The 15839-nt window shown below is 69.9% G+C and carries 29 protein-coding genes; all 29 read right to left on the bottom strand.

Annotation, left to right across the window (positions count from 1 at the left end):
* Positions 1 to 3 precede the first annotated feature (3 nt).
* Positions 4 to 1008 (bottom strand): DNA-directed RNA polymerase subunit alpha, encoded by a 1005-nt coding sequence (locus tag LG379_RS02550; protein WP_225753008.1) that lies wholly within the window; start codon positions 1006 to 1008, stop codon positions 4 to 6.
* Between the two features lie 189 nt (positions 1009 to 1197).
* Positions 1198 to 1602: a 30S ribosomal protein S11 gene (rpsK, locus tag LG379_RS02545; protein ID WP_161915873.1), complete on the bottom strand. Its 405-nt coding sequence runs from the start codon at positions 1600 to 1602 to the stop codon at positions 1198 to 1200.
* 91 nt (positions 1603 to 1693) lie between these two features.
* The gene (gene rpsM / locus LG379_RS02540; protein ID WP_225753007.1) at positions 1694 to 2074 is read right to left on the bottom strand and encodes a 30S ribosomal protein S13; all 381 of its coding nucleotides are present in this window, start codon (positions 2072 to 2074) and stop codon (positions 1694 to 1696) included.
* Between the two features lie 210 nt (positions 2075 to 2284).
* Positions 2285 to 2398 (bottom strand): 50S ribosomal protein L36, encoded by a 114-nt coding sequence (gene rpmJ / locus LG379_RS02535; RefSeq protein WP_003956441.1) that lies wholly within the window; start codon positions 2396 to 2398, stop codon positions 2285 to 2287.
* A 73-nt stretch (positions 2399 to 2471) separates the two neighbouring features.
* Entirely contained in the window at positions 2472 to 2693 is a 222-nt protein-coding gene (infA, locus tag LG379_RS02530) for a translation initiation factor IF-1 (protein WP_012867920.1), read from the bottom strand.
* Positions 2694 to 2929: 236 nt separating this feature from the next.
* Positions 2930 to 3751, bottom strand: coding sequence for a type I methionyl aminopeptidase (gene map, locus LG379_RS02525; protein ID WP_225753006.1), 822 nt, complete (start codon positions 3749 to 3751; stop codon positions 2930 to 2932).
* 6 nt (positions 3752 to 3757) lie between these two features.
* Positions 3758 to 4330: an adenylate kinase gene (locus LG379_RS02520; RefSeq protein WP_225753005.1), complete on the bottom strand. Its 573-nt coding sequence runs from the start codon at positions 4328 to 4330 to the stop codon at positions 3758 to 3760.
* Positions 4327 to 5622 (bottom strand): preprotein translocase subunit SecY, encoded by a 1296-nt coding sequence (gene secY / locus LG379_RS02515; RefSeq protein WP_225753004.1) that lies wholly within the window; start codon positions 5620 to 5622, stop codon positions 4327 to 4329. The genes LG379_RS02520 and secY overlap by 4 nt, the downstream gene beginning before the upstream one ends.
* A 155-nt stretch (positions 5623 to 5777) precedes the next feature.
* Entirely contained in the window at positions 5778 to 6362 is a 585-nt protein-coding gene (gene rplO, locus LG379_RS02510) for a 50S ribosomal protein L15 (protein WP_225753340.1), read from the bottom strand.
* Between the two features lie 2 nt (positions 6363 to 6364).
* The gene (rpmD, locus tag LG379_RS02505; protein WP_225753003.1) at positions 6365 to 6547 is read right to left on the bottom strand and encodes a 50S ribosomal protein L30; all 183 of its coding nucleotides are present in this window, start codon (positions 6545 to 6547) and stop codon (positions 6365 to 6367) included.
* Positions 6547 to 7182, bottom strand: coding sequence for a 30S ribosomal protein S5 (rpsE, locus tag LG379_RS02500; protein ID WP_225753002.1), 636 nt, complete (start codon positions 7180 to 7182; stop codon positions 6547 to 6549). Before rpsE ends, rpmD begins: the two co-directional genes overlap by 1 nt.
* A 43-nt stretch (positions 7183 to 7225) precedes the next feature.
* On the bottom strand, positions 7226 to 7597 hold the full coding sequence (rplR, locus tag LG379_RS02495) for a 50S ribosomal protein L18 (protein ID WP_225753001.1): 372 nt from the start codon (positions 7595 to 7597) through the stop codon (positions 7226 to 7228).
* Positions 7598 to 7599: 2 nt separating this feature from the next.
* Positions 7600 to 8136 carry a 50S ribosomal protein L6 gene (gene rplF, locus LG379_RS02490; RefSeq protein ID WP_225753000.1) on the bottom strand — a complete coding sequence of 179 codons (537 nt, stop codon included), beginning with the start codon at positions 8134 to 8136 and terminating at the stop codon, positions 7600 to 7602.
* 24 nt (positions 8137 to 8160) lie between these two features.
* Positions 8161 to 8559, bottom strand: coding sequence for a 30S ribosomal protein S8 (gene rpsH / locus LG379_RS02485; protein ID WP_225752999.1), 399 nt, complete (start codon positions 8557 to 8559; stop codon positions 8161 to 8163).
* 70 nt (positions 8560 to 8629) lie between these two features.
* Positions 8630 to 8815 carry a type Z 30S ribosomal protein S14 gene (locus LG379_RS02480; protein ID WP_034223424.1) on the bottom strand — a complete coding sequence of 62 codons (186 nt, stop codon included), beginning with the start codon at positions 8813 to 8815 and terminating at the stop codon, positions 8630 to 8632.
* A 2-nt stretch (positions 8816 to 8817) separates the two neighbouring features.
* Positions 8818 to 9390 carry a 50S ribosomal protein L5 gene (gene rplE, locus LG379_RS02475; RefSeq protein ID WP_225752998.1) on the bottom strand — a complete coding sequence of 191 codons (573 nt, stop codon included), beginning with the start codon at positions 9388 to 9390 and terminating at the stop codon, positions 8818 to 8820.
* A gap of 1 nt (position 9391) precedes the next feature.
* Complete coding sequence (gene rplX / locus LG379_RS02470; RefSeq protein WP_225752997.1) at positions 9392 to 9733, bottom strand: 50S ribosomal protein L24; 342 nt, start codon at positions 9731 to 9733, stop codon at positions 9392 to 9394.
* A gap of 2 nt (positions 9734 to 9735) precedes the next feature.
* A complete protein-coding gene (rplN, locus tag LG379_RS02465) occupies positions 9736 to 10104 on the bottom strand; it encodes a 50S ribosomal protein L14 (protein ID WP_034223428.1) in 369 nt (122 codons plus the stop codon).
* Between the two features lie 118 nt (positions 10105 to 10222).
* Positions 10223 to 10525, bottom strand: coding sequence for a 30S ribosomal protein S17 (gene rpsQ, locus LG379_RS02460; RefSeq protein ID WP_225752996.1), 303 nt, complete (start codon positions 10523 to 10525; stop codon positions 10223 to 10225).
* A 14-nt stretch (positions 10526 to 10539) separates the two neighbouring features.
* Complete coding sequence (rpmC, locus tag LG379_RS02455) at positions 10540 to 10782, bottom strand: 50S ribosomal protein L29 (protein WP_304522414.1); 243 nt, start codon at positions 10780 to 10782, stop codon at positions 10540 to 10542.
* The gene (gene rplP / locus LG379_RS02450; protein ID WP_225752995.1) at positions 10782 to 11201 is read right to left on the bottom strand and encodes a 50S ribosomal protein L16; all 420 of its coding nucleotides are present in this window, start codon (positions 11199 to 11201) and stop codon (positions 10782 to 10784) included. Before rplP ends, rpmC begins: the two co-directional genes overlap by 1 nt.
* A 2-nt stretch (positions 11202 to 11203) precedes the next feature.
* Positions 11204 to 12037, bottom strand: coding sequence for a 30S ribosomal protein S3 (rpsC, locus tag LG379_RS02445; RefSeq protein WP_225752994.1), 834 nt, complete (start codon positions 12035 to 12037; stop codon positions 11204 to 11206).
* Entirely contained in the window at positions 12037 to 12405 is a 369-nt protein-coding gene (rplV, locus tag LG379_RS02440) for a 50S ribosomal protein L22 (RefSeq protein ID WP_225752993.1), read from the bottom strand. Before rplV ends, rpsC begins: the two co-directional genes overlap by 1 nt.
* 66 nt (positions 12406 to 12471) lie before the next feature.
* Positions 12472 to 12753 carry a 30S ribosomal protein S19 gene (gene rpsS / locus LG379_RS02435; protein ID WP_182112038.1) on the bottom strand — a complete coding sequence of 94 codons (282 nt, stop codon included), beginning with the start codon at positions 12751 to 12753 and terminating at the stop codon, positions 12472 to 12474.
* 15 nt (positions 12754 to 12768) lie between these two features.
* Positions 12769 to 13605, bottom strand: a complete 837-nt coding sequence (gene rplB, locus LG379_RS02430) for a 50S ribosomal protein L2 (protein WP_225752992.1) — start codon at positions 13603 to 13605, stop codon at positions 12769 to 12771.
* 35 nt (positions 13606 to 13640) lie between these two features.
* Positions 13641 to 13946, bottom strand: coding sequence for a 50S ribosomal protein L23 (gene rplW, locus LG379_RS02425; RefSeq protein ID WP_225752991.1), 306 nt, complete (start codon positions 13944 to 13946; stop codon positions 13641 to 13643).
* Positions 13943 to 14644 (bottom strand): 50S ribosomal protein L4, encoded by a 702-nt coding sequence (gene rplD / locus LG379_RS02420; protein ID WP_225752990.1) that lies wholly within the window; start codon positions 14642 to 14644, stop codon positions 13943 to 13945. The genes rplW and rplD overlap by 4 nt, the downstream gene beginning before the upstream one ends.
* Before the next feature lie 7 nt (positions 14645 to 14651).
* Complete coding sequence (gene rplC, locus LG379_RS02415) at positions 14652 to 15314, bottom strand: 50S ribosomal protein L3 (RefSeq protein WP_225752989.1); 663 nt, start codon at positions 15312 to 15314, stop codon at positions 14652 to 14654.
* A gap of 16 nt (positions 15315 to 15330) precedes the next feature.
* Positions 15331 to 15639, bottom strand: a complete 309-nt coding sequence (rpsJ, locus tag LG379_RS02410; RefSeq protein ID WP_012867945.1) for a 30S ribosomal protein S10 — start codon at positions 15637 to 15639, stop codon at positions 15331 to 15333.
* Positions 15640 to 15839: the final 200 nt, after the last annotated feature.

Below are 15839 nucleotides of genomic sequence, written 5' to 3'. Positions count from 1 at the left end.
GCGTCAGGACAGCTCGTCCTCGGTGTAGTCGGCGTCGTCGTAGTAGGCGGCGCTCGACGGGTCGAAGTCGATCGGGCTGTCCTTGAGGGACAGGCCGAGGCCCGAGAGCTTCTCCTTGACCTCGGTGATCGACTTGGCACCGAAGTTCCGGATGTCGAGCAGGTCCGCCTCCGAGCGGGCGACGAGCTCGCCCACCGAGTGGATGCCCTCGCGCTTGAGGCAGTTGTACGACCGGATGGTCAGCTGCAGCTCCTCGATGGGCAGCGCGAGGTCGGCGGCGAGCGCGGCGTCGGTGGGCGACGGGCCGATCTCGATGCCCTCCGCCTCGATGTTGAGCTCACGCGCCAGGCCGAAGAGCTCGACGAGCGTCTTGCCGGCCGAGGCCAGGGCGTCGCGCGGGGCGATCGCCTGCTTGGTCTCGACGTCGACGACCAGCTTGTCGAAGTCCGTGCGCTGCTCGACACGCGTCGCCTCGACCTTGTAGGTCACCTTGAGGACGGGCGAGTAGATCGAGTCGACCGGGATGCGACCGATCTCGGCGTCGTACGACTTGTTCTGCTGCGCCGAGACGTAGCCGCGGCCGCGCTCGACCGTGAGCTCGATCTCGAGCTTGCCCTTGCCGTTGAGCGTGGCGATGTGCAGGTCCGGGTTGTGCACCTGCACGCCGGCGGGCGGCGTGATGTCCGCGGCGGTCACGGTGCCCGGGCCCTGCTTGCGCAGGTACATGACGACCGGCTCGTCGTTCTCGGAGGAGACGACGAGGTCCTTGATGTTGAGGATGATCTCGGTGACGTCCTCCTTGGCGCCCGTCACCGTGCTGAACTCGTGCAGCACGCCGTCGATGCGGATCGACGTCACGGCCGCGCCGGGGATCGACGAGAGCAGGGTGCGACGCAGGGAGTTGCCGAGCGTGTAGCCGAAGCCAGGCTCGAGCGGCTCGATGACGAACCGCGAGCGGTTCTCGGAGACGACCTCTTCGGTCAGCGTGGGGCGCTGTGCGATGAGCACGGTGGGGTTCCTCTCAGTGAGCGTCCGCCATATGACGCTTCACAAGTGCTGCCTGCGGGTCTCTGTCCACCCGCAGGGTCGTGCCGCCCGGGGACCCACGACGACGCCGCGCCGGGGCGCGTGGTCGGACGGGGCCGTCCGGACGTGTGCGCGCCGGGCCGTGGCGATCCACGGCCCGGCGCGACGGGGTCAGACGCGGCGACGCTTCGGCGGACGGCAGCCGTTGTGCGCCTGGGGGGTGACGTCCTGGATCGAGCCGACCTCGAGGCCGGTGGCCTGGAGGGAGCGGATCGCGGTCTCGCGGCCCGAGCCCGGGCCCTTGACGAAGACGTCGACCTTCTTCATGCCGTGCTCCTGCGCGCGGCGGGCCGCCGCCTCGGCGGCGAGCTGGGCGGCGAAGGGCGTCGACTTGCGCGAGCCCTTGAAGCCGACCTGGCCGGACGACGCCCACGCGATCACGGCACCGGACGGGTCCGTGATCGAGACGATCGTGTTGTTGAACGTGCTCTTGATGTGGGCCTGGCCCACGGCGACGTTCTTCTTCTCCTTGCGGCGGGGCTTGCGGGCCGCGGACGTACGGGTCTTGGGAGGCATTGCGGTCTCTCTCCTGGTCTGAGGTCGTCGGACCGGTGGTGCGGCGCGCGGCCCGGGCGGGCTGCGCGGGCGTCACACCCCGGACTGCTGGCTACTTGCGCCCGGCCTTCTTCTTGCCGGCGACGGTGCGCTTCGGGCCCTTGCGGGTACGAGCGTTGGTCTTGGTCCGCTGACCGCGCACGGGCAGTCCCCGGCGGTGCCGGATGCCCTCGTAGCTGCCGATCTCGACCTTGCGTCGGATGTCCGCGGCGACCTCACGGCGGAGGTCACCCTCGAGGCGGTAGCTGCTCTCGAGGTGGTCGCGGAGTGCGACGAGCTCGGCGTCGCCGAGGTCCTTGACGCGGAGGTCCGGGCTGATGCCGGTGGCCGCGAGCGTCTCCTGGGCGCGCGTGCGCCCGACGCCGTAGATGTAGGTGAGCGCCACCTCGAGCCGCTTGTCGCGGGGGAGGTCGACGCCGACGAGACGTGCCATGTTCGGTGCTCCTGTACTGCGCCGGAGGTCTTCCGCACGCCCCTCCCGCCGCTGCGGGCCCCGGCCTCCGGGCCGGGGGTTTGCGCCTCCGTCGTGACGGACGCGCTGGGTGTGCGCTGGCCGGCCCGAGGGCCGGGGACTGCCTGCCCGGGCGGTGCTGCTGCCCGGTGGTGCTGCTGCCGCCTCGCGGCCGACCCGTGGGCCGGCCGGTCAGCCCTGGCGCTGCTTGTGGCGCAGGTTGTCGCAGATCACCATGACGCGACCGTGCCGGCGGATCACCTTGCACTTGTCGCAGATCTTCTTGACGCTGGGCTTGACCTTCATGCTCGTTCCTCCGCCGCCGCACGCGCGCACGTGCGTGCGACGGGCGGCAGTTCGCTCGGGTGATCGGGACGGACTACTTGTAGCGGTAGACGATCCGGCCGCGGGACAGGTCGTACGGGCTGAGCTCCACCACGACCCGGTCCTCGGGGAGGATCCGGATGTAGTGCTGTCGCATCTTGCCCGAGATGTGGGCAAGGACCTTGTGGCCGTTGGCGAGCTCGACGCGGAACATCGCGTTCGGCAGTGCCTCGACCACGGAGCCCTCGATCTCGATGACACCGTCCTTCTTTGCCATGTCCTCCGCTAACTGTTGTGGTACGACTTCTGCTGATCCGCCGTCCCCGAGGGGTTCCGGCGGAGGCTGGCCCGTGGGGCCCGGGACACCGACGGCGCCCTGCGGGCCCGACGTCGCCCGCCCAGGCGCACGCGGCGCGCAGGCAGACGGACCCGACAGATCATCCTACGGCATCGGCCGGACTGCTGCGAACCGGTGTGCCGCACCCCGCCCGGGGCCGCAGCTCCGCCCGGAGGTCACTCCCAGGGTGCGACGGTGACGCCGTGGGCCGCGAGTGCCTGCGCGCCGCCGTCGGGCGCCGTCAGCACCCAGACGCCGTCCGGCCCGATCGCCACCGTGTGCTCCCAGTGCGCGGAGCGCGAGCCGTCGACGGTCACGACCGTCCAGTCGTCCTCGAGCACCTGCGTCATCCGCGAACCCCGGGTGAGCATCGGCTCGACGGCGAGGCACATGCCCGCACGCAGCCGCGGCCCGCGCTCGCGCGTCCGGTAGTTGAGCACGTCCGGCGGCTGGTGCATCGCGGAGCCGATGCCGTGCCCGATGTACTCCTGGACGATCCCGTAGCCGGTGCCGGCGGCCTCGACCGAGTCCTCGATGGCCTCGCCCACCGCACCGAGCCGCTCCCCCGTCGCCAGCGCGGCGATGCCTGCCCACATCGCAGCCTCCGTCGCGTCGCTCAGGGCGACGTCGGCCGGGTCGGCGTCGGGGAGCACCACGGTGAACGCGGCGTCGCCGTGCCAGCCGTCGACGATCGCGCCGCAGTCCACGGACACGACGTCGCCCGGCTCCAGCACGCGGTCACCGGGGATGCCGTGGACGATCTCGTCGTTCACCGACACGCACAGCGTCGCCGGGTAGCCGTGGTAGCCCAGGAACGAGGCGGTGGCCCCCGCCGCGCCGATGACCTCGGCGGCCACGGCGTCCAGCTCGGCGGTCGTCACGCCGGGACGGATCGCGTCCCGCACGGCTGCGTGGGCGTCGGCGACGACCAGCCCCGCACGCCGCATCACGCGGACCTGCTCAGCGGTCTTGTACTCGATCTTCTCTCTGCCGAACACGGTGCCTCAGGCCGCCTCGCGCAGGGCGGACAGCAGCCGCTGCGTCACCTCGTCGACCTCACCGAGGCCGTCGACCCGCACGAGCAGGCCGCGCTCGGCGTAGAGCGCCGCGATGGGCTCCGTCTGCTCGCGGTACACCTCCAGGCGGTGCCGGATGACCGGCTCGGTGTCGTCCTCCCGCCCCTCCACGGTCGCGCGGTGCAGCAGGCGCTGCACGACGACCTCGGCGTCGGCGACGAGCTCCATGGCACCGTCGAGCGCGAGACCGCGCCGCTGCAGGATCGCGTCGAGCTCCGCGACCTGGGCGAGGTTGCGCGGGTAGCCGTCCAGCAGGAACCCGCCGGCGACGTCCGGCTCGTCCAGGCGGGCGGCCACCATCGCGTTCGTCACCTCGTCGGGCACGAGCGCCCCGCGGGAGGTGTAGCTCTGCGCCGTCCGGCCGAGCTCGGTGCCTCCGGCGATGTTCGCGCGGAAGATGTCACCGGTCGAGATCGCCGGCACTCCGAGCGCGTCGGCGAGGCGGGCCGCCTGCGTGCCCTTGCCGGCCCCGGGGGGGCCGAGGAGGACGACCCGGGTCACCGCAGGAACCCTTCGTAGTGCCGCTGCTCGAGCTGGGAGTTGATCTGCTTGACCGTCTCCAGGCCGACGCCCACGACGATGAGGATCGACGCGCCGCCCAGGGGGATCTGGGTGTTGATGTCGAGCAGGATGAACACGAACAGGACGATCATCGCGACGAAGGCCAGGTAGATGGACCCGGGCGCCGTGATGCGCGTGATGACGTAGTCGAGGTACTCCGCCGTCGGCCGCCCCGCCCGGATGCCCGGGATGAAGCCGCCGTACTTCTTCATGTTGTCGGCGACCTCGTCCGGGTTGAACGTGATGGCCGTGTAGAAGTACGCGAAGAAGATGATCAGCAGGATGTAGAGCGAGATGTTGATCGGGCTCGCGGGGTCCACGACGTTGTTCGTCAGCCAGATGACCCACTCGGCCGACTGGTCGCCGAACTGCGCGACGAGGCCCGGGATCGCCAGGAGCGACGACGCGAAGATGATCGGGATGACGCCCGACATGTTGATCTTGATCGGGATGTAGGTGCTGGACCCGCCGTACATCCGGCGCCCCACCATGCGCTTGGCGTACTGGACCGGGATGCGTCGCTGGGACTGCTCCACGAACACCACGAGGCCGATGACCAGGACGATGACGACCAGGACCGCGGCGAACTTGGCGATGCCGTTCTCGCTGCCGGCGATGGACCACAGGGCGGAGGGGAACGTCGCCGCGATCGAGGTGAAGATCAGCAGGGACATGCCGTTGCCGATGCCGCGCTCGGTGATCCGCTCGCCGAGCCACATGATCAGCGTGGTGCCGGCGGTCATGGTGATGATCATCAGGGCGATGGTGACGACCCCGTCGTTGGGGATCACGGGGACGCTGCAGCCCTGGAAGAGGAGCCCGTTGCGCGCGACCGTGATGATGGTCGTCGACTGCAGGATCGCCAGGCCGATGGTGAGGTAGCGGGTGTACTGGGTCAGCTGGGCCTGACCCTGCTGACCCTCCTTGTGCAGCGCCTCGAAGCGTGGGATGACCACACGCAGCAGCTGCACGATGATGCTCGCCGTGATGTACGGCATGATCCCCAGCGCGAACACGGAGAGCTGCAGGAGCGCCCCGCCGCTGAAGAGGTTGATGATGCCGAGCAGGTCGTTGTTGGCGACCTGCGCCACGCACTGCTGGACGTTGCCGTAGTCGACGCCCGGGGTCGGGATGAACGACCCCACCCGGAAGACGGCCATGATCGCCATCGTGAACAGCAGCTTGCGCCGCAGGTCTGGGGTCCGGAACGCCCGGCCGAATGCGCTGAGCACCTGTCCTCCTGCTCCGCCGTCAGGACGGCGGTCTGTCGTCGTGCCCGCCGCCGACGACCTGCCGGGGACGGGTGAGCCGCCCTGACCCTAGCCGAGGCAGGGGCCGTGGACGGCGCAGGGGCCGGGTCGCATCGCGTCCCGGCCCCTGCGTCAGGTCAGTCCTGCGTCACCGACCCGCCGGCCGCGAGGATCTTCTCCTTGGCGGACGCCGAGATGGCATGGACCGACACCGCGAGCTTGACGTCGAGCTCACCGGTGCCGAGCACCTTGACGGGCTGGCCCTTGCGGACGGCACCCTTCGCCACGAGGTCCTCGACCGTCACGTCGCCACCGCTGGGGTACAGCGACGCGAGCGTGGCGATGTTGACCACCTGGAACTCGGTGCGGAACGGGTTCTTGAAGCCGCGGAGCTTGGGCAGCCGCATGTGCAGCGGCATCTGCCCACCCTCGAACGACTCCGGCACCTGGTAGCGCGCCTTGGTGCCCTTGGTGCCACGTCCCGCCGTCTTGCCCTTGGACGCCTCACCACGACCCACGCGGGTCTTCTTGGTGTGGGCGCCGGGAGCCGGACGCAGGTGGTGCACCTTGAGCGTGCCGCCGGCACCCTCCGTGGTGTTCGTCGTCTTCGCGGGCTTGGCGGCGGCCTTGGTCGCCGTCGTCTTGCGCGGAGCAGCCTTCTTCTTCGGCGCCTCGGTGGCCTCGGCGGCCGCCTCGGTCGCGTCGCTGTTCTTCTCTGCCATGGTCACTCGACCTCCTCGACGGTGACGAGGTGCGCCACCGTGGTGACCATGCCGCGGATCTCGGGGCGGTCCTCCTTGACGACGACGTCGCCGATCCGCTTGAGCCCGAGGCTCCGCAGCGTGTCACGCTGGTTCTGCTTGCCGCCGATGGCGGACCTGGTCTGGGTCACCTTGAGACGGGCCATCACGCACCCGCCTTCGCGGCGATGCCCTCGGCGCGCGCCCGGAGCATGGCCGCGGGGGTCACGTGCTCCAGGGACAGGCCACGGCGGGCGGCGACGGCCTCCGGCTCCTCGAGCTCCCGCAGCGCCTGCACCGTCGCGTGGACGATGTTGATGGCGTTGGACGAGCCCATGGACTTCGACAGGACGTCGTGGATGCCGGCGCACTCGAGCACGGCGCGGACCGGACCACCGGCGATGACACCGGTACCCGGGGAGGCCGGGCGCAGGAAGACCACGCCGGCCGCCGCCTCACCCGTGACGGGGTGCGGGATGGTGCCCTGGATGCGGGGGACGCGGAAGAAGCTCTTCTTGGCCTCCTCCACACCCTTCGCGATCGCGGCGGGCACCTCCTTGGCCTTGCCGTAGCCGACGCCGACCGTGCCGTCGCCGTCACCCACCACGACGAGCGCGGTGAAGCTGAACCGGCGACCACCCTTGACGACCTTGGAGACGCGGTTGATGGTCACCACGCGCTCGACGAAGGCACTCTTCTCGGCGGCGTCGCCGCGGCGGTCGCCACGACGGTTGTCGCCACGCTCGCGCCGGTCGCCGCCGCCGCCGGCGGCGCCGGTGTTGCTGCGCTGCGGTGCAGCCATCAGAACTTCCTCTGCTTCCGTACGGACAGGACTCGGGTGGCGGTCACAGGGCGAGACCGCCCTCGCGGGCGCCGTCGGCGACCGCCGCGACTCGACCGTGGTACTTGTTCCCGCCACGGTCGAACACGACGGCCTCGACACCGGCGGCCTTCGCCCGCTCGGCGATGAGCTCGCCGACCCGACGTGCCTTGGCGGTCTTGTCGCCGTCGAGGGCCCGGAGGTCCGCCTCGAGGGTGGACGCCGAGGCGACGGTGCGGCCGATGCTGTCGTCGACGACCTGGGCGACCATGTGACGCGTCGACCGCGTCACGACGAGGCGGGGCCGTGCGGGCGTGCCGACGACCTTCTTGCGCAGGCGGAGGTGGCGGCGCGCACGGGCGACGGCCTTGCCCTTGCCACGGATGGTGAGAGCCACGGTTACTTACCAGCCTTTCCGGCCTTGCGGCGGACGACCTCGCCCGCGTACCGCACGCCCTTGCCCTTGTACGGCTCGGGCTTGCGGATCTTGCGGATGTTCGCGGCGACCTCGCCGACCTGCTGCTTGTCGATGCCGCTGACGGAGAACTTCGTCGGCGTCTCCACCGCGAAGGTGATGCCCTCCGGGGCGGTGACGGTGACCGGGTGGCTGAAGCCCAGGGCGAACTCGAGGTCCGACCCCTTGGCCGTCACGCGGTAACCGGTGCCGACGATCTCGAGCTTCTTGGTGTAGCCCTCGGTCACGCCGGTCACGAGGTTCGCGAGCAGCGTCCGGGTGAGGCCGTGCAGCGAGCGCGACTGGCGCTCGTCGTCCGGACGCGACACCACGAGGGTGCTGTCGTCCTGCGCGACCTCGATGGGCGCGGCCACGGTGTGGGTCAGGGTGCCCTTGGGACCCGTGACCGTCACGCGGGCGCCGTCGATGGCGACGTCGACGCCGGCCGGGACCGGGACGGGGACCTTGCCGATTCGGGACATGGTGCTCTCCTCTCGGTCTCTCGGTTACCAGACGTAGGCGAGGACTTCCCCACCTACGCCCTTCGACGCGGCCTGCTTGTCCGTCAGCAGGCCGGAGGACGTGGACAGGATCGCCACGCCCAGGCCGCCGAGGACGCGAGGCAGGTTGGTGGACTTGGCGTACACGCGCAGGCCGGGCTTCGACACGCGGCGCACACCGGCGAGCGAGCGCTCGCGGTTCGGGCCGAACTTGAGCTGGATCGTCAGGTTCTTGCCCACGGGGGCGTCACCGACGGTCCAGCCGGCGATGTAGCCCTCCGCCTGGAGGATGTCCGCGATGTTCGCCTTGAGCTTGGAGTACGGCATCGTCACGGAGTCGTGGTACGCGGAGTTCGCGTTCCGCAGACGCGTCAGCATGTCTGCGATCGGGTCGGTCATCGTCATCGGGCTTTTTGCCCTTCCTCACCGGGGTATCCCCGCGCCGAGCGGCGCAAGGGGACCTGCGGCGTAGTGGTTACCAGCTGCTCTTGGTGACGCCGGGGAGCTCACCGCGGTGCGCCATCTGGCGCAGGCAGATACGGCACAGGCCGAACTTGCGGTAGACCGAGTGCGGCCGGCCGCACTTCTGGCACCGGGTGTAGGCGCGGACCGCGTACTTGGGCTTCCGCGCCGCCTTCTGGATCAGGGCGGTCTTCGCCATGGTCAGTTCTCCTTGAAGGGGAAGCCGAGACGGCGGAGCAGCGAGCGGCCCTCGTCGTCGGTGGTCGCGGTCGTCACGATCGTGATGTCCATGCCACGGCTGCGGTCGATCCTGTCCGGGTCGACCTCGTGGAACATCACCTGCTCGGTCAGGCCGAAGGTGTAGTTGCCGTGGCCGTCGAACTGCTTGGGCGACAGGCCGCGGAAGTCGCGGATGCGCGGGAGCGCCAGGGACACCAGGCGGTCGGTGAACTCCCACATGCGGTCACCGCGGAGCGTGACGTGGGCACCGATCGGCATGCCCTCGCGCAGCTTGAACTGCGCGATGGACTTGCGGGCCTTGGTGACCTGCGGCTTCTGCCCGGTGATCGCGGTGAGGTCGCGGATCGCACCCTCGATGAGCTTGGAGTCCTTCGCCGCCTCACCGACACCCATGTTCACGACGACCTTGACGAGCCGTGCGACCTGGTTGACGTTCTCGTGGGCGAACTCCTCGCGCAGGGCGGGGAGGATCTCCTCGGCGTACTTCGTCTTCAGACGCGGAGCGGTCCGCGTCGCGACAGTCTCAGTGCTCATCTCAGATGTCCTTACCCGAGCGCTTCGCCACGCGGACGCGCACCGTGCGGGTGCGGCCGTCGCGCTCGATCTCCTCGCTGCGGAAGCCGACCCGGGTGCCCTTCTTGGTCTCCGGGTCCACGAGCATGACGTTGCTGACGTGGATGGCGGCCTCGCGCGTCTCGATCCCACCGGTGCGCGAGCCCCGGTTGGTCTGGCCGGCCTTGACGTGGTGGGTCATGCGCTGCACGCCCTCGACGATGACGCGGTCCTTCTCCTGGATCACCTCGAGCACCCGGCCCTGCTTGCCCTTGTCGCGACCCGCGATGACGACGACGAGGTCGCCCTTCTTGATCTTGGCCATGGTCAGAGCACCTCCGGTGCCAGCGAGATGATCTTCATGAACTTCTTGTCCCGCAGCTCACGACCGACCGGGCCGAAGATGCGCGTCCCACGGGGCTCCCCGTCGTTCTTGAGGATCACCGCGGCGTTCTCGTCGAACTTGATGTACGAGCCGTCGGGCCGGCGGCGCTCCTTGGTGGTGCGCACGACGACGGCCTTGACGACGTCACCCTTCTTGACGTTTCCGCCCGGGATGGCGTCCTTGACCGTCGCGACGATCACGTCGCCGATACCGGCGTAGCGACGGCCGGATCCGCCGAGAACACGGATGCAGAGGATCTGCTTCGCTCCCGTGTTGTCGGCGACCTTCAGTCGCGACTCCTGCTGGATCATGTCTGTGAACTCCTGTCGTCGAGCCGGTTCTCGCCAGCGCGAGCCTGGCCGAACGGATATGGGGTGAGACCGTCACCGACCCGGCCGCATCGCGGCGGCCGGGCAGGCGGGGGGTTTGCTACTTCGCCTTCTCCAGGATCTCCACCACACGCCAGCGCTTGGTCGCCGACAGCGGACGGGTCTCCATGATGAGGACGAGGTCGCCGATGCCGGCCGCGTTGGCCTCGTCGTGCGCCTTGACCTTGCTCGTGCGTCGCAGGACCTTGCCGTAGAGCGGGTGCTTGACCCGGTCCTCGACCTCGACCACGACGGTCTTCTCCATCTTGTCGCTGACCACGTAGCCACGCCGCGTCTTGCGGTAGGGACGGTGGTCGGCGGCCGTGGACTCAGCGGCCTCGGCCGCAGCGTTCTCGGTGCTCATGTCTGCCCTCTCGCTCACTCGGCGCTCGCGCCGGGTGCGGTACGGATGCCGAGCTCACGCTCGCGCAGGACCGTGTAGATCCGCGCGATGTCGCGACGCACGGCCTTGAGCCGGCCGTGGCTCTCGAGCTGACCGGTCGCGGACTGGAAGCGGAGGTTGAACAGCTCCTCCTTGGCCTTCTTCAGCTCGGCGACGAGTGCCTCGTCGTCCATGCCGTCGAGCTCGGCCGGAGCCAGCTCCTTCGATCCGATAGCCATCAGATGCCACCACCCTCGCGCACCACGAAACGGCACTTCATCGGGAGCTTGTGCATCGCGCGGCGCATGGCCTCGCGAGCGAGCGGCTCCGGGACACCGGCGAGCTCGAACATGATGCGGCCCGGCTTGACGTTCGCGACCCACCACTCGGGCGAGCCCTTGCCGGAGCCCATGCGGGTCTCGGCCGGCTTCTTGGTCAGCGGACGGTCGGGGTAGATGTTGATCCACACCTTGCCGCCACGCTTGATGTGACGCGTCATCGCGATACGCGCCGACTCGATCTGCCGGTTCGTCACGTAGGCCGGCTCGAGAGCCTGGATGCCGTAGTCGCCGAACGAGATCGTCGTGCCACCCTTCGCCGCGCCGGAGCGCGACGGGTGGTGCTGCTTGCGGTGCTTGAGCCGCCGCGGGATCAGCATGCTCAGGCCTCCGTTCCGGTCTCAGGGGCCGACTCGCCGGCGGGGGCCGCAGCGGCCTCGGCCGGAGCCTCGGTGCGCTCGGTCCGCTCCGGGCGGCGCGGCGCGCCGCCACGTGCCGGGCGGTCGCCACGGTCGCCACGGGGACCACCGCGAGGAGCACGCGGGCCGGCCGTGGCCTGCTCGCGGGCGTACTCCTTCTCGGTCATGTCGCCCTTGTAGATCCACACCTTGACGCCGATCTGACCGAACGTCGTCCGGGCCTCGAAGGTGCCGAAGTCGATGTTCGCGCGCAGCGTGTGCAGGGGGACGCGCCCCTCGCGGTAGAACTCGCTGCGGCTCATCTCCGCGCCGCCCAGACGACCGGCGCACTGCACCCGGATGCCCTTGGCACCGGCGCGCAGGGCGGACTGCATGCCCTTGCGCATGGCACGGCGGAACGAGACACGGCTCGCGAGCTGCTCGGCGATGCCCTGCGCGACCAGCTGGGCCTCGAGCTCGGCGTTCTTGACCTCGAGGATGTTCAGCTGGACCTGCTTGCCGGTGAGCTTCTCGAGCTCGCCGCGGATGCGGTCGGCCTCGGCGCCGCGGCGGCCGATGACGATGCCCGGACGCGCCGTGTGGATGTCCACGCGGACGCGGTCGCGGGTGCGCTCGATCTCAACCTTGGCGATGCCGGCGCGCTCGAGGCCCGTCGACATGAGCTTGCGGATCTGGACGTCCTCACGGACGTAGTCGCGGTACCGCTGCCCCGGCTTGGTGCTGTCGGCGAACCAGCGCGACCGGTGGTCCGTGGTGATGCCGAGGCGGTACCCGTGCGGGTTGACCTTCTGTCCCACTATCGGGTCCTCTCCTTCTTCTCGACCGGGGCGACGACCACGGTGATGTGGCTCGTGCGCTTGAGGATCCGCGACGCGCGCCCCTGGGCACGCGGACGGAACCGCTTGAGGGTCGGGCCCTCGTCGACGTACGCCGCCTGGACGACCAGCGCCGAGGCGTCGAAGGCCTCGTTCGCACGGTCGGCCTTGACGCGGGCGTTGGCGATCGCGCTCTCGACCACCTTGCGGACGGTCTCCCCCGCGGCCTGCGGCGCGAACCTCAGCGTCGCGACGGCCTCCTCGGCCTGCTTGCCACGGATGAGGTCCACGACGCGCCGGGCCTTCTGGGGCGTGACACGGACGAACCGCGCCTGCGCCTTGGCTTCCATTGCTGTCCTGCCTTCTTGTGTCGTCATGCGACTGGTGGGGATGTCACCTGCTTGCACCCGTGAGGGTCAGCGGCGACGGCCCTTCCGGTCGTCCTTCTCGTGGCCGCGGAAGGTCCGCGTGGGGGCGAACTCGCCGAGCTTGTGGCCGACCATCGACTCGGTCACGAAGACCGGGACGTGCTTGCGGCCGTCGTGCACGGCGAACGTGTGCCCGAGGAAGTCGGGGGTGATCATCGACCGGCGGGACCAGGTCTTGATGACCGTCTTGGTCCCCTTCTCGTTCTGCACGTCCACCTTCTTCTGGAGGTGGCCGTCGACGAAGGGGCCCTTCTTGAGGCTACGTGGCATCGGTCAGGTCTCCTGTCAGCGCTTCTTGCCGGTACGACGACGGCGGACGATCAGCTTGTCGCTGGGCTTGTTCGGACGCCGCGTACGGCCCTCCGGCTGGCCCCACGGGCTGACGGGGTGACGGCCACCGGACGTCTTGCCCTCACCACCACCGTGCGGGTGGTCGATCGGGTTCATGGCGACACCACGGACGGTCGGGCGCTTGCCCTTCCACCGCATGCGGCCGGCCTTGCCCCAGTTGATGTTCGACTGCTCGGCGTTGCCCACCTCGCCGACCGTCGCGCGGCAGCGCAGGTCGACGTTGCGGATCTCGCCCGACGGCATGCGCAGCTGGGCGTACGGGCCGTCCTTCGCGACGAGCTGCACGGAGGCGCCAGCCGAGCGGGCGATCTTCGCGCCGCCGCCGGGCTTGAGCTCGATGGCGTGGATGACCGTACCGGTCGGGATGTTGCGCAGCGGCAGGTTGTTGCCGGGCTTGATGTCCGCGCCCGGGCCGTTCTCGACGACGTCGCCCTGCGACAGCTTGTTGGGCGCGATGATGTAGCGCTTCTCGCCGTCCGCGTAGTGCAGGAGCGCGATGCGCGCCGTCCGGTTGGGGTCGTACTCGATGTGAGCGACCTTGGCCGGCACGCCGTCCTTGTCGTGGCGCCGGAAGTCGATGACCCGGTAGGCGCGCTTGTGGCCACCGCCCTGGTGCCGCGTGGTCACGCGACCGGTGGAGTTGCGACCCCCGGTCTTGTGCAGCGGGCGAACCAGCGACTTCTCCGGCTCCGAGCGCGTGATCTCGACGAAGTCGGCGACGCTGCTGCCACGGCGGCCAGGCGTCGTCGGCTTGTACTTACGGATTCCCATGGAAGGTGTGTCCCTTACGTCTCGTCGGTCCGGCGTCAGCCGACCGGTCCGCCGAAGATGTCGATGGTGCCCTCGCGCAGCGTCACGATCGCGCGCTTGGTGTCCTTGCGCTTGCCGATCCCGGAGCGGGTGCGGCGGCTCTTGCCCTTGCGGTTGGCCGTGTTGACCGAGTCGACCTTGACGCCGAAGACCTGCTCCACGGCGATCTTGATCTCGGTCTTGTTCGCACGGGGGTCCACGAGGAACGTGTACTTGCCCTCGTCGAGCAGGCCGTAGCTCTTCTCGGAGACGACCGGCGACAGGAGGATGTCCCGCGGGTCCTTTTTGTTCACGGTGGTCACTTCGTCTCCTCCGTGGCGAGCTCGGACGCCTCGGACTCGGTCGCGACGGCCTTGGCCGAGCGACCCGCCGGACGCGCGAGGAACGCCTCGAGGGCGCCCCGCGTGAAGACGACGTCGTCCGAGACCAGCACGTCGTAGGTGTTGAGCTGGTCGGCGGTGAGCAGGTGGACCTGCTCGAGGTTGCGCAGCGACTTCCACGAGCCCTCGTCGCCCCGCTCGAGCACCACGAGGACGTGGCGGCGCGGGGACAGGGTGGCCAGCGTGGCCGCCGCGGTCCGCGTCGAGGGCAGCGCGTCGGCGCCGAGGAAGTTCTCGACGACGTGCACGCGACCGGCGCGGGCACGGTCCGAGAGGGCCCCACGCAGCGCGGCGGCCTTCATCTTCTTCGGCGTCCGCTGGCTGTAGTCGCGCGGCACGGGGCCGTGCACGGTGCCACCGCCGGCGAACTGCGGCGCACGGGTCGAGCCCTGACGGGCGCGGCCGGTGCCCTTCTGCTTGTACGGCTTGCGGCCGCCGCCCGAGACCTCACCACGCGACTTCGTCTTGTGCGTGCCCTGGCGGGCCGCCGCGAGCTGCGCGACGACGACCTGGTGGATGAGCGGGACGTTCGTCTGGACGTCGAACACCTCGGAGGGCAGCTCGGCCGTGCCGGCCTTCTTGCCCTGGGCGTCCAGGACGTCGACGGTCTGCGTCGTCATCGAGGACTCACGCTCCCTTCGCGGCGTTGCGCACCAGCACGACGCCGCCCTTGGGGCCCGGGACGGCGCCCTTGACGAGCACCAGGCCCTTCTCGGCGTCGACCGCGTGCACGGTCAGGTTCTGGGTGGTCTGGCGGACGTGACCCATCCGGCCCGCCATGCGCAGTCCCTTGAAGACCCGCGACGGCGTCGAGGCGCCACCGATCGAGCCGGGCTTGCGGTGGTTGCGGTGGGCACCGTGCGAGGCGCCGACGCCGGAGAAGCCGTGGCGCTTCATGACGCCCGCGGTGCCCTTGCCCTTGGTGGTGCCGACGACGTCGACGAGCTGGCCGGCGGTGAAGGCCTCGGCGGTGATCTCCTGGCCGAGCGCGTACTGGGCGGCGTCGGGCGTCCGGATCTCCGTGACGTGGCGGCGCGGGGTCACGCCGGCCTTCTCGAAGTGGCCCTTGAGCGGCTGGGTGACCTTGCGCGGGTCGATCTGGCCGAAGGCCAGCTGGACCGCGGCGTAGCCGTCCGTCTCCTCGGAGCGGACCTGGGTCACCACGTTCGTGCCGACCTGCACGACCGTGACGGGCACGAGGCGCCCGGCCTCGTCCCACACCTGGGTCATGCCGAGCTTGGTGCCCAGCACGGCCGTGACGGGCCTGGCGTTCTGGGGAAGCGTGGTCATCGTGATCTCCTGAGCCTCAGAGCTTGATCTCGATGTTCACGTCCGCGGGCAGGTCGAGACGCATGAGCGAGTCGACCGCCTTCGGCGTGGGATCGATGATGTCGATGAGGCGCTTGTGGGTGCGCATCTCGAAGTGCTCGCGGCTGTCCTTGTACTTGTGAGGCGACCGGATGACGCAGAAGACGTTCTTCTCCGTCGGCAGCGGCACCGGGCCCACGACCGTCGCACCAGCGCGCGTCACCGTGTCGACGATCTTGCGCGCCGAGCTGTCGATGACCTCGTGGTCGTAGGACTTGAGCCGGATGCGGATCTTCTGTCCCGCCATGGCGTCGTCTGACTCTCTCTCTCGAACCGCTAGCTGTCCGACCCCCGCACTCGGGCGTGTCGCGTTTCGCGACACACCTTCGCGCTGCGCACCCGTGAAGGCACGAGGTCGTTGGATGCTGTCGGGACCACCCGCCGCAGGCGGGCTGGTCCCTCAACGTCTGTCGTACGTGGTTGCTGCGCTCCGGTCCGGACACGCGC

This window comes from Actinotalea sp. Marseille-Q4924 (assembly GCF_916618755.1).
Taxonomy (GTDB): Bacteria; Actinomycetota; Actinomycetes; order Actinomycetales; family Cellulomonadaceae; genus Actinotalea.
The sequence above is the reverse complement of the archived record's forward strand: the minus strand, read 5'-3'. Positions and strand labels throughout refer to the sequence as shown.

Bases quoted from the DNA above. Each gene is read 5' to 3' on its own strand.
- rpsK (WP_161915873.1), bottom strand. From the start codon at position 1,602: ATGCCTCCCAAGACCCGTACGTCCGCGGCCCGCAAGCCCCGCCGCAAG.
- rpsM (WP_225753007.1), bottom strand. From the start codon at position 2,074: ATGGCACGTCTCGTCGGCGTCGACCTCCCCCGCGACAAGCGGCTCGAG.
- rpmJ (WP_003956441.1), bottom strand. From the start codon at position 2,398: ATGAAGGTCAAGCCCAGCGTCAAGAAGATCTGCGACAAGTGCAAGGTG.
- infA (WP_012867920.1), bottom strand. From the start codon at position 2,693: ATGGCAAAGAAGGACGGTGTCATCGAGATCGAGGGCTCCGTGGTCGAG.
- rplO (WP_225753340.1), bottom strand. From the start codon at position 6,362: ATGGCAGAGAAGAACAGCGACGCGACCGAGGCGGCCGCCGAGGCCACC.
- rpmD (WP_225753003.1), bottom strand. From the start codon at position 6,547: ATGGCCCGTCTCAAGGTGACCCAGACCAGGTCCGCCATCGGCGGCAAG.
- rpsE (WP_225753002.1), bottom strand. From the start codon at position 7,182: ATGGCTGCACCGCAGCGCAGCAACACCGGCGCCGCCGGCGGCGGCGGC.
- rplF (WP_225753000.1), bottom strand. From the start codon at position 8,136: ATGTCCCGAATCGGCAAGGTCCCCGTCCCGGTCCCGGCCGGCGTCGAC.
- rpsH (WP_225752999.1), bottom strand. From the start codon at position 8,559: ATGACGATGACCGACCCGATCGCAGACATGCTGACGCGTCTGCGGAAC.
- LG379_RS02480 (WP_034223424.1), bottom strand. From the start codon at position 8,815: ATGGCGAAGACCGCCCTGATCCAGAAGGCGGCGCGGAAGCCCAAGTAC.
- rplE (WP_225752998.1), bottom strand. From the start codon at position 9,390: ATGAGCACTGAGACTGTCGCGACGCGGACCGCTCCGCGTCTGAAGACG.
- rplX (WP_225752997.1), bottom strand. From the start codon at position 9,733: ATGGCCAAGATCAAGAAGGGCGACCTCGTCGTCGTCATCGCGGGTCGC.
- rplN (WP_034223428.1), bottom strand. From the start codon at position 10,104: ATGATCCAGCAGGAGTCGCGACTGAAGGTCGCCGACAACACGGGAGCG.
- rpsQ (WP_225752996.1), bottom strand. From the start codon at position 10,525: ATGAGCACCGAGAACGCTGCGGCCGAGGCCGCTGAGTCCACGGCCGCC.
- rpmC (WP_304522414.1), bottom strand. From the start codon at position 10,782: ATGGCTATCGGATCGAAGGAGCTGGCTCCGGCCGAGCTCGACGGCATG.
- rplP (WP_225752995.1), bottom strand. From the start codon at position 11,201: ATGCTGATCCCGCGGCGGCTCAAGCACCGCAAGCAGCACCACCCGTCG.
- rplV (WP_225752993.1), bottom strand. From the start codon at position 12,405: ATGGAAGCCAAGGCGCAGGCGCGGTTCGTCCGTGTCACGCCCCAGAAG.
- rpsS (WP_182112038.1), bottom strand. From the start codon at position 12,753: ATGCCACGTAGCCTCAAGAAGGGCCCCTTCGTCGACGGCCACCTCCAG.
- rplB (WP_225752992.1), bottom strand. From the start codon at position 13,605: ATGGGAATCCGTAAGTACAAGCCGACGACGCCTGGCCGCCGTGGCAGC.
- rplD (WP_225752990.1), bottom strand. From the start codon at position 14,644: ATGACGACGCAGACCGTCGACGTCCTGGACGCCCAGGGCAAGAAGGCC.
- rplC (WP_225752989.1), bottom strand. From the start codon at position 15,314: ATGACCACGCTTCCCCAGAACGCCAGGCCCGTCACGGCCGTGCTGGGC.
- rpsJ (WP_012867945.1), bottom strand. From the start codon at position 15,639: ATGGCGGGACAGAAGATCCGCATCCGGCTCAAGTCCTACGACCACGAG.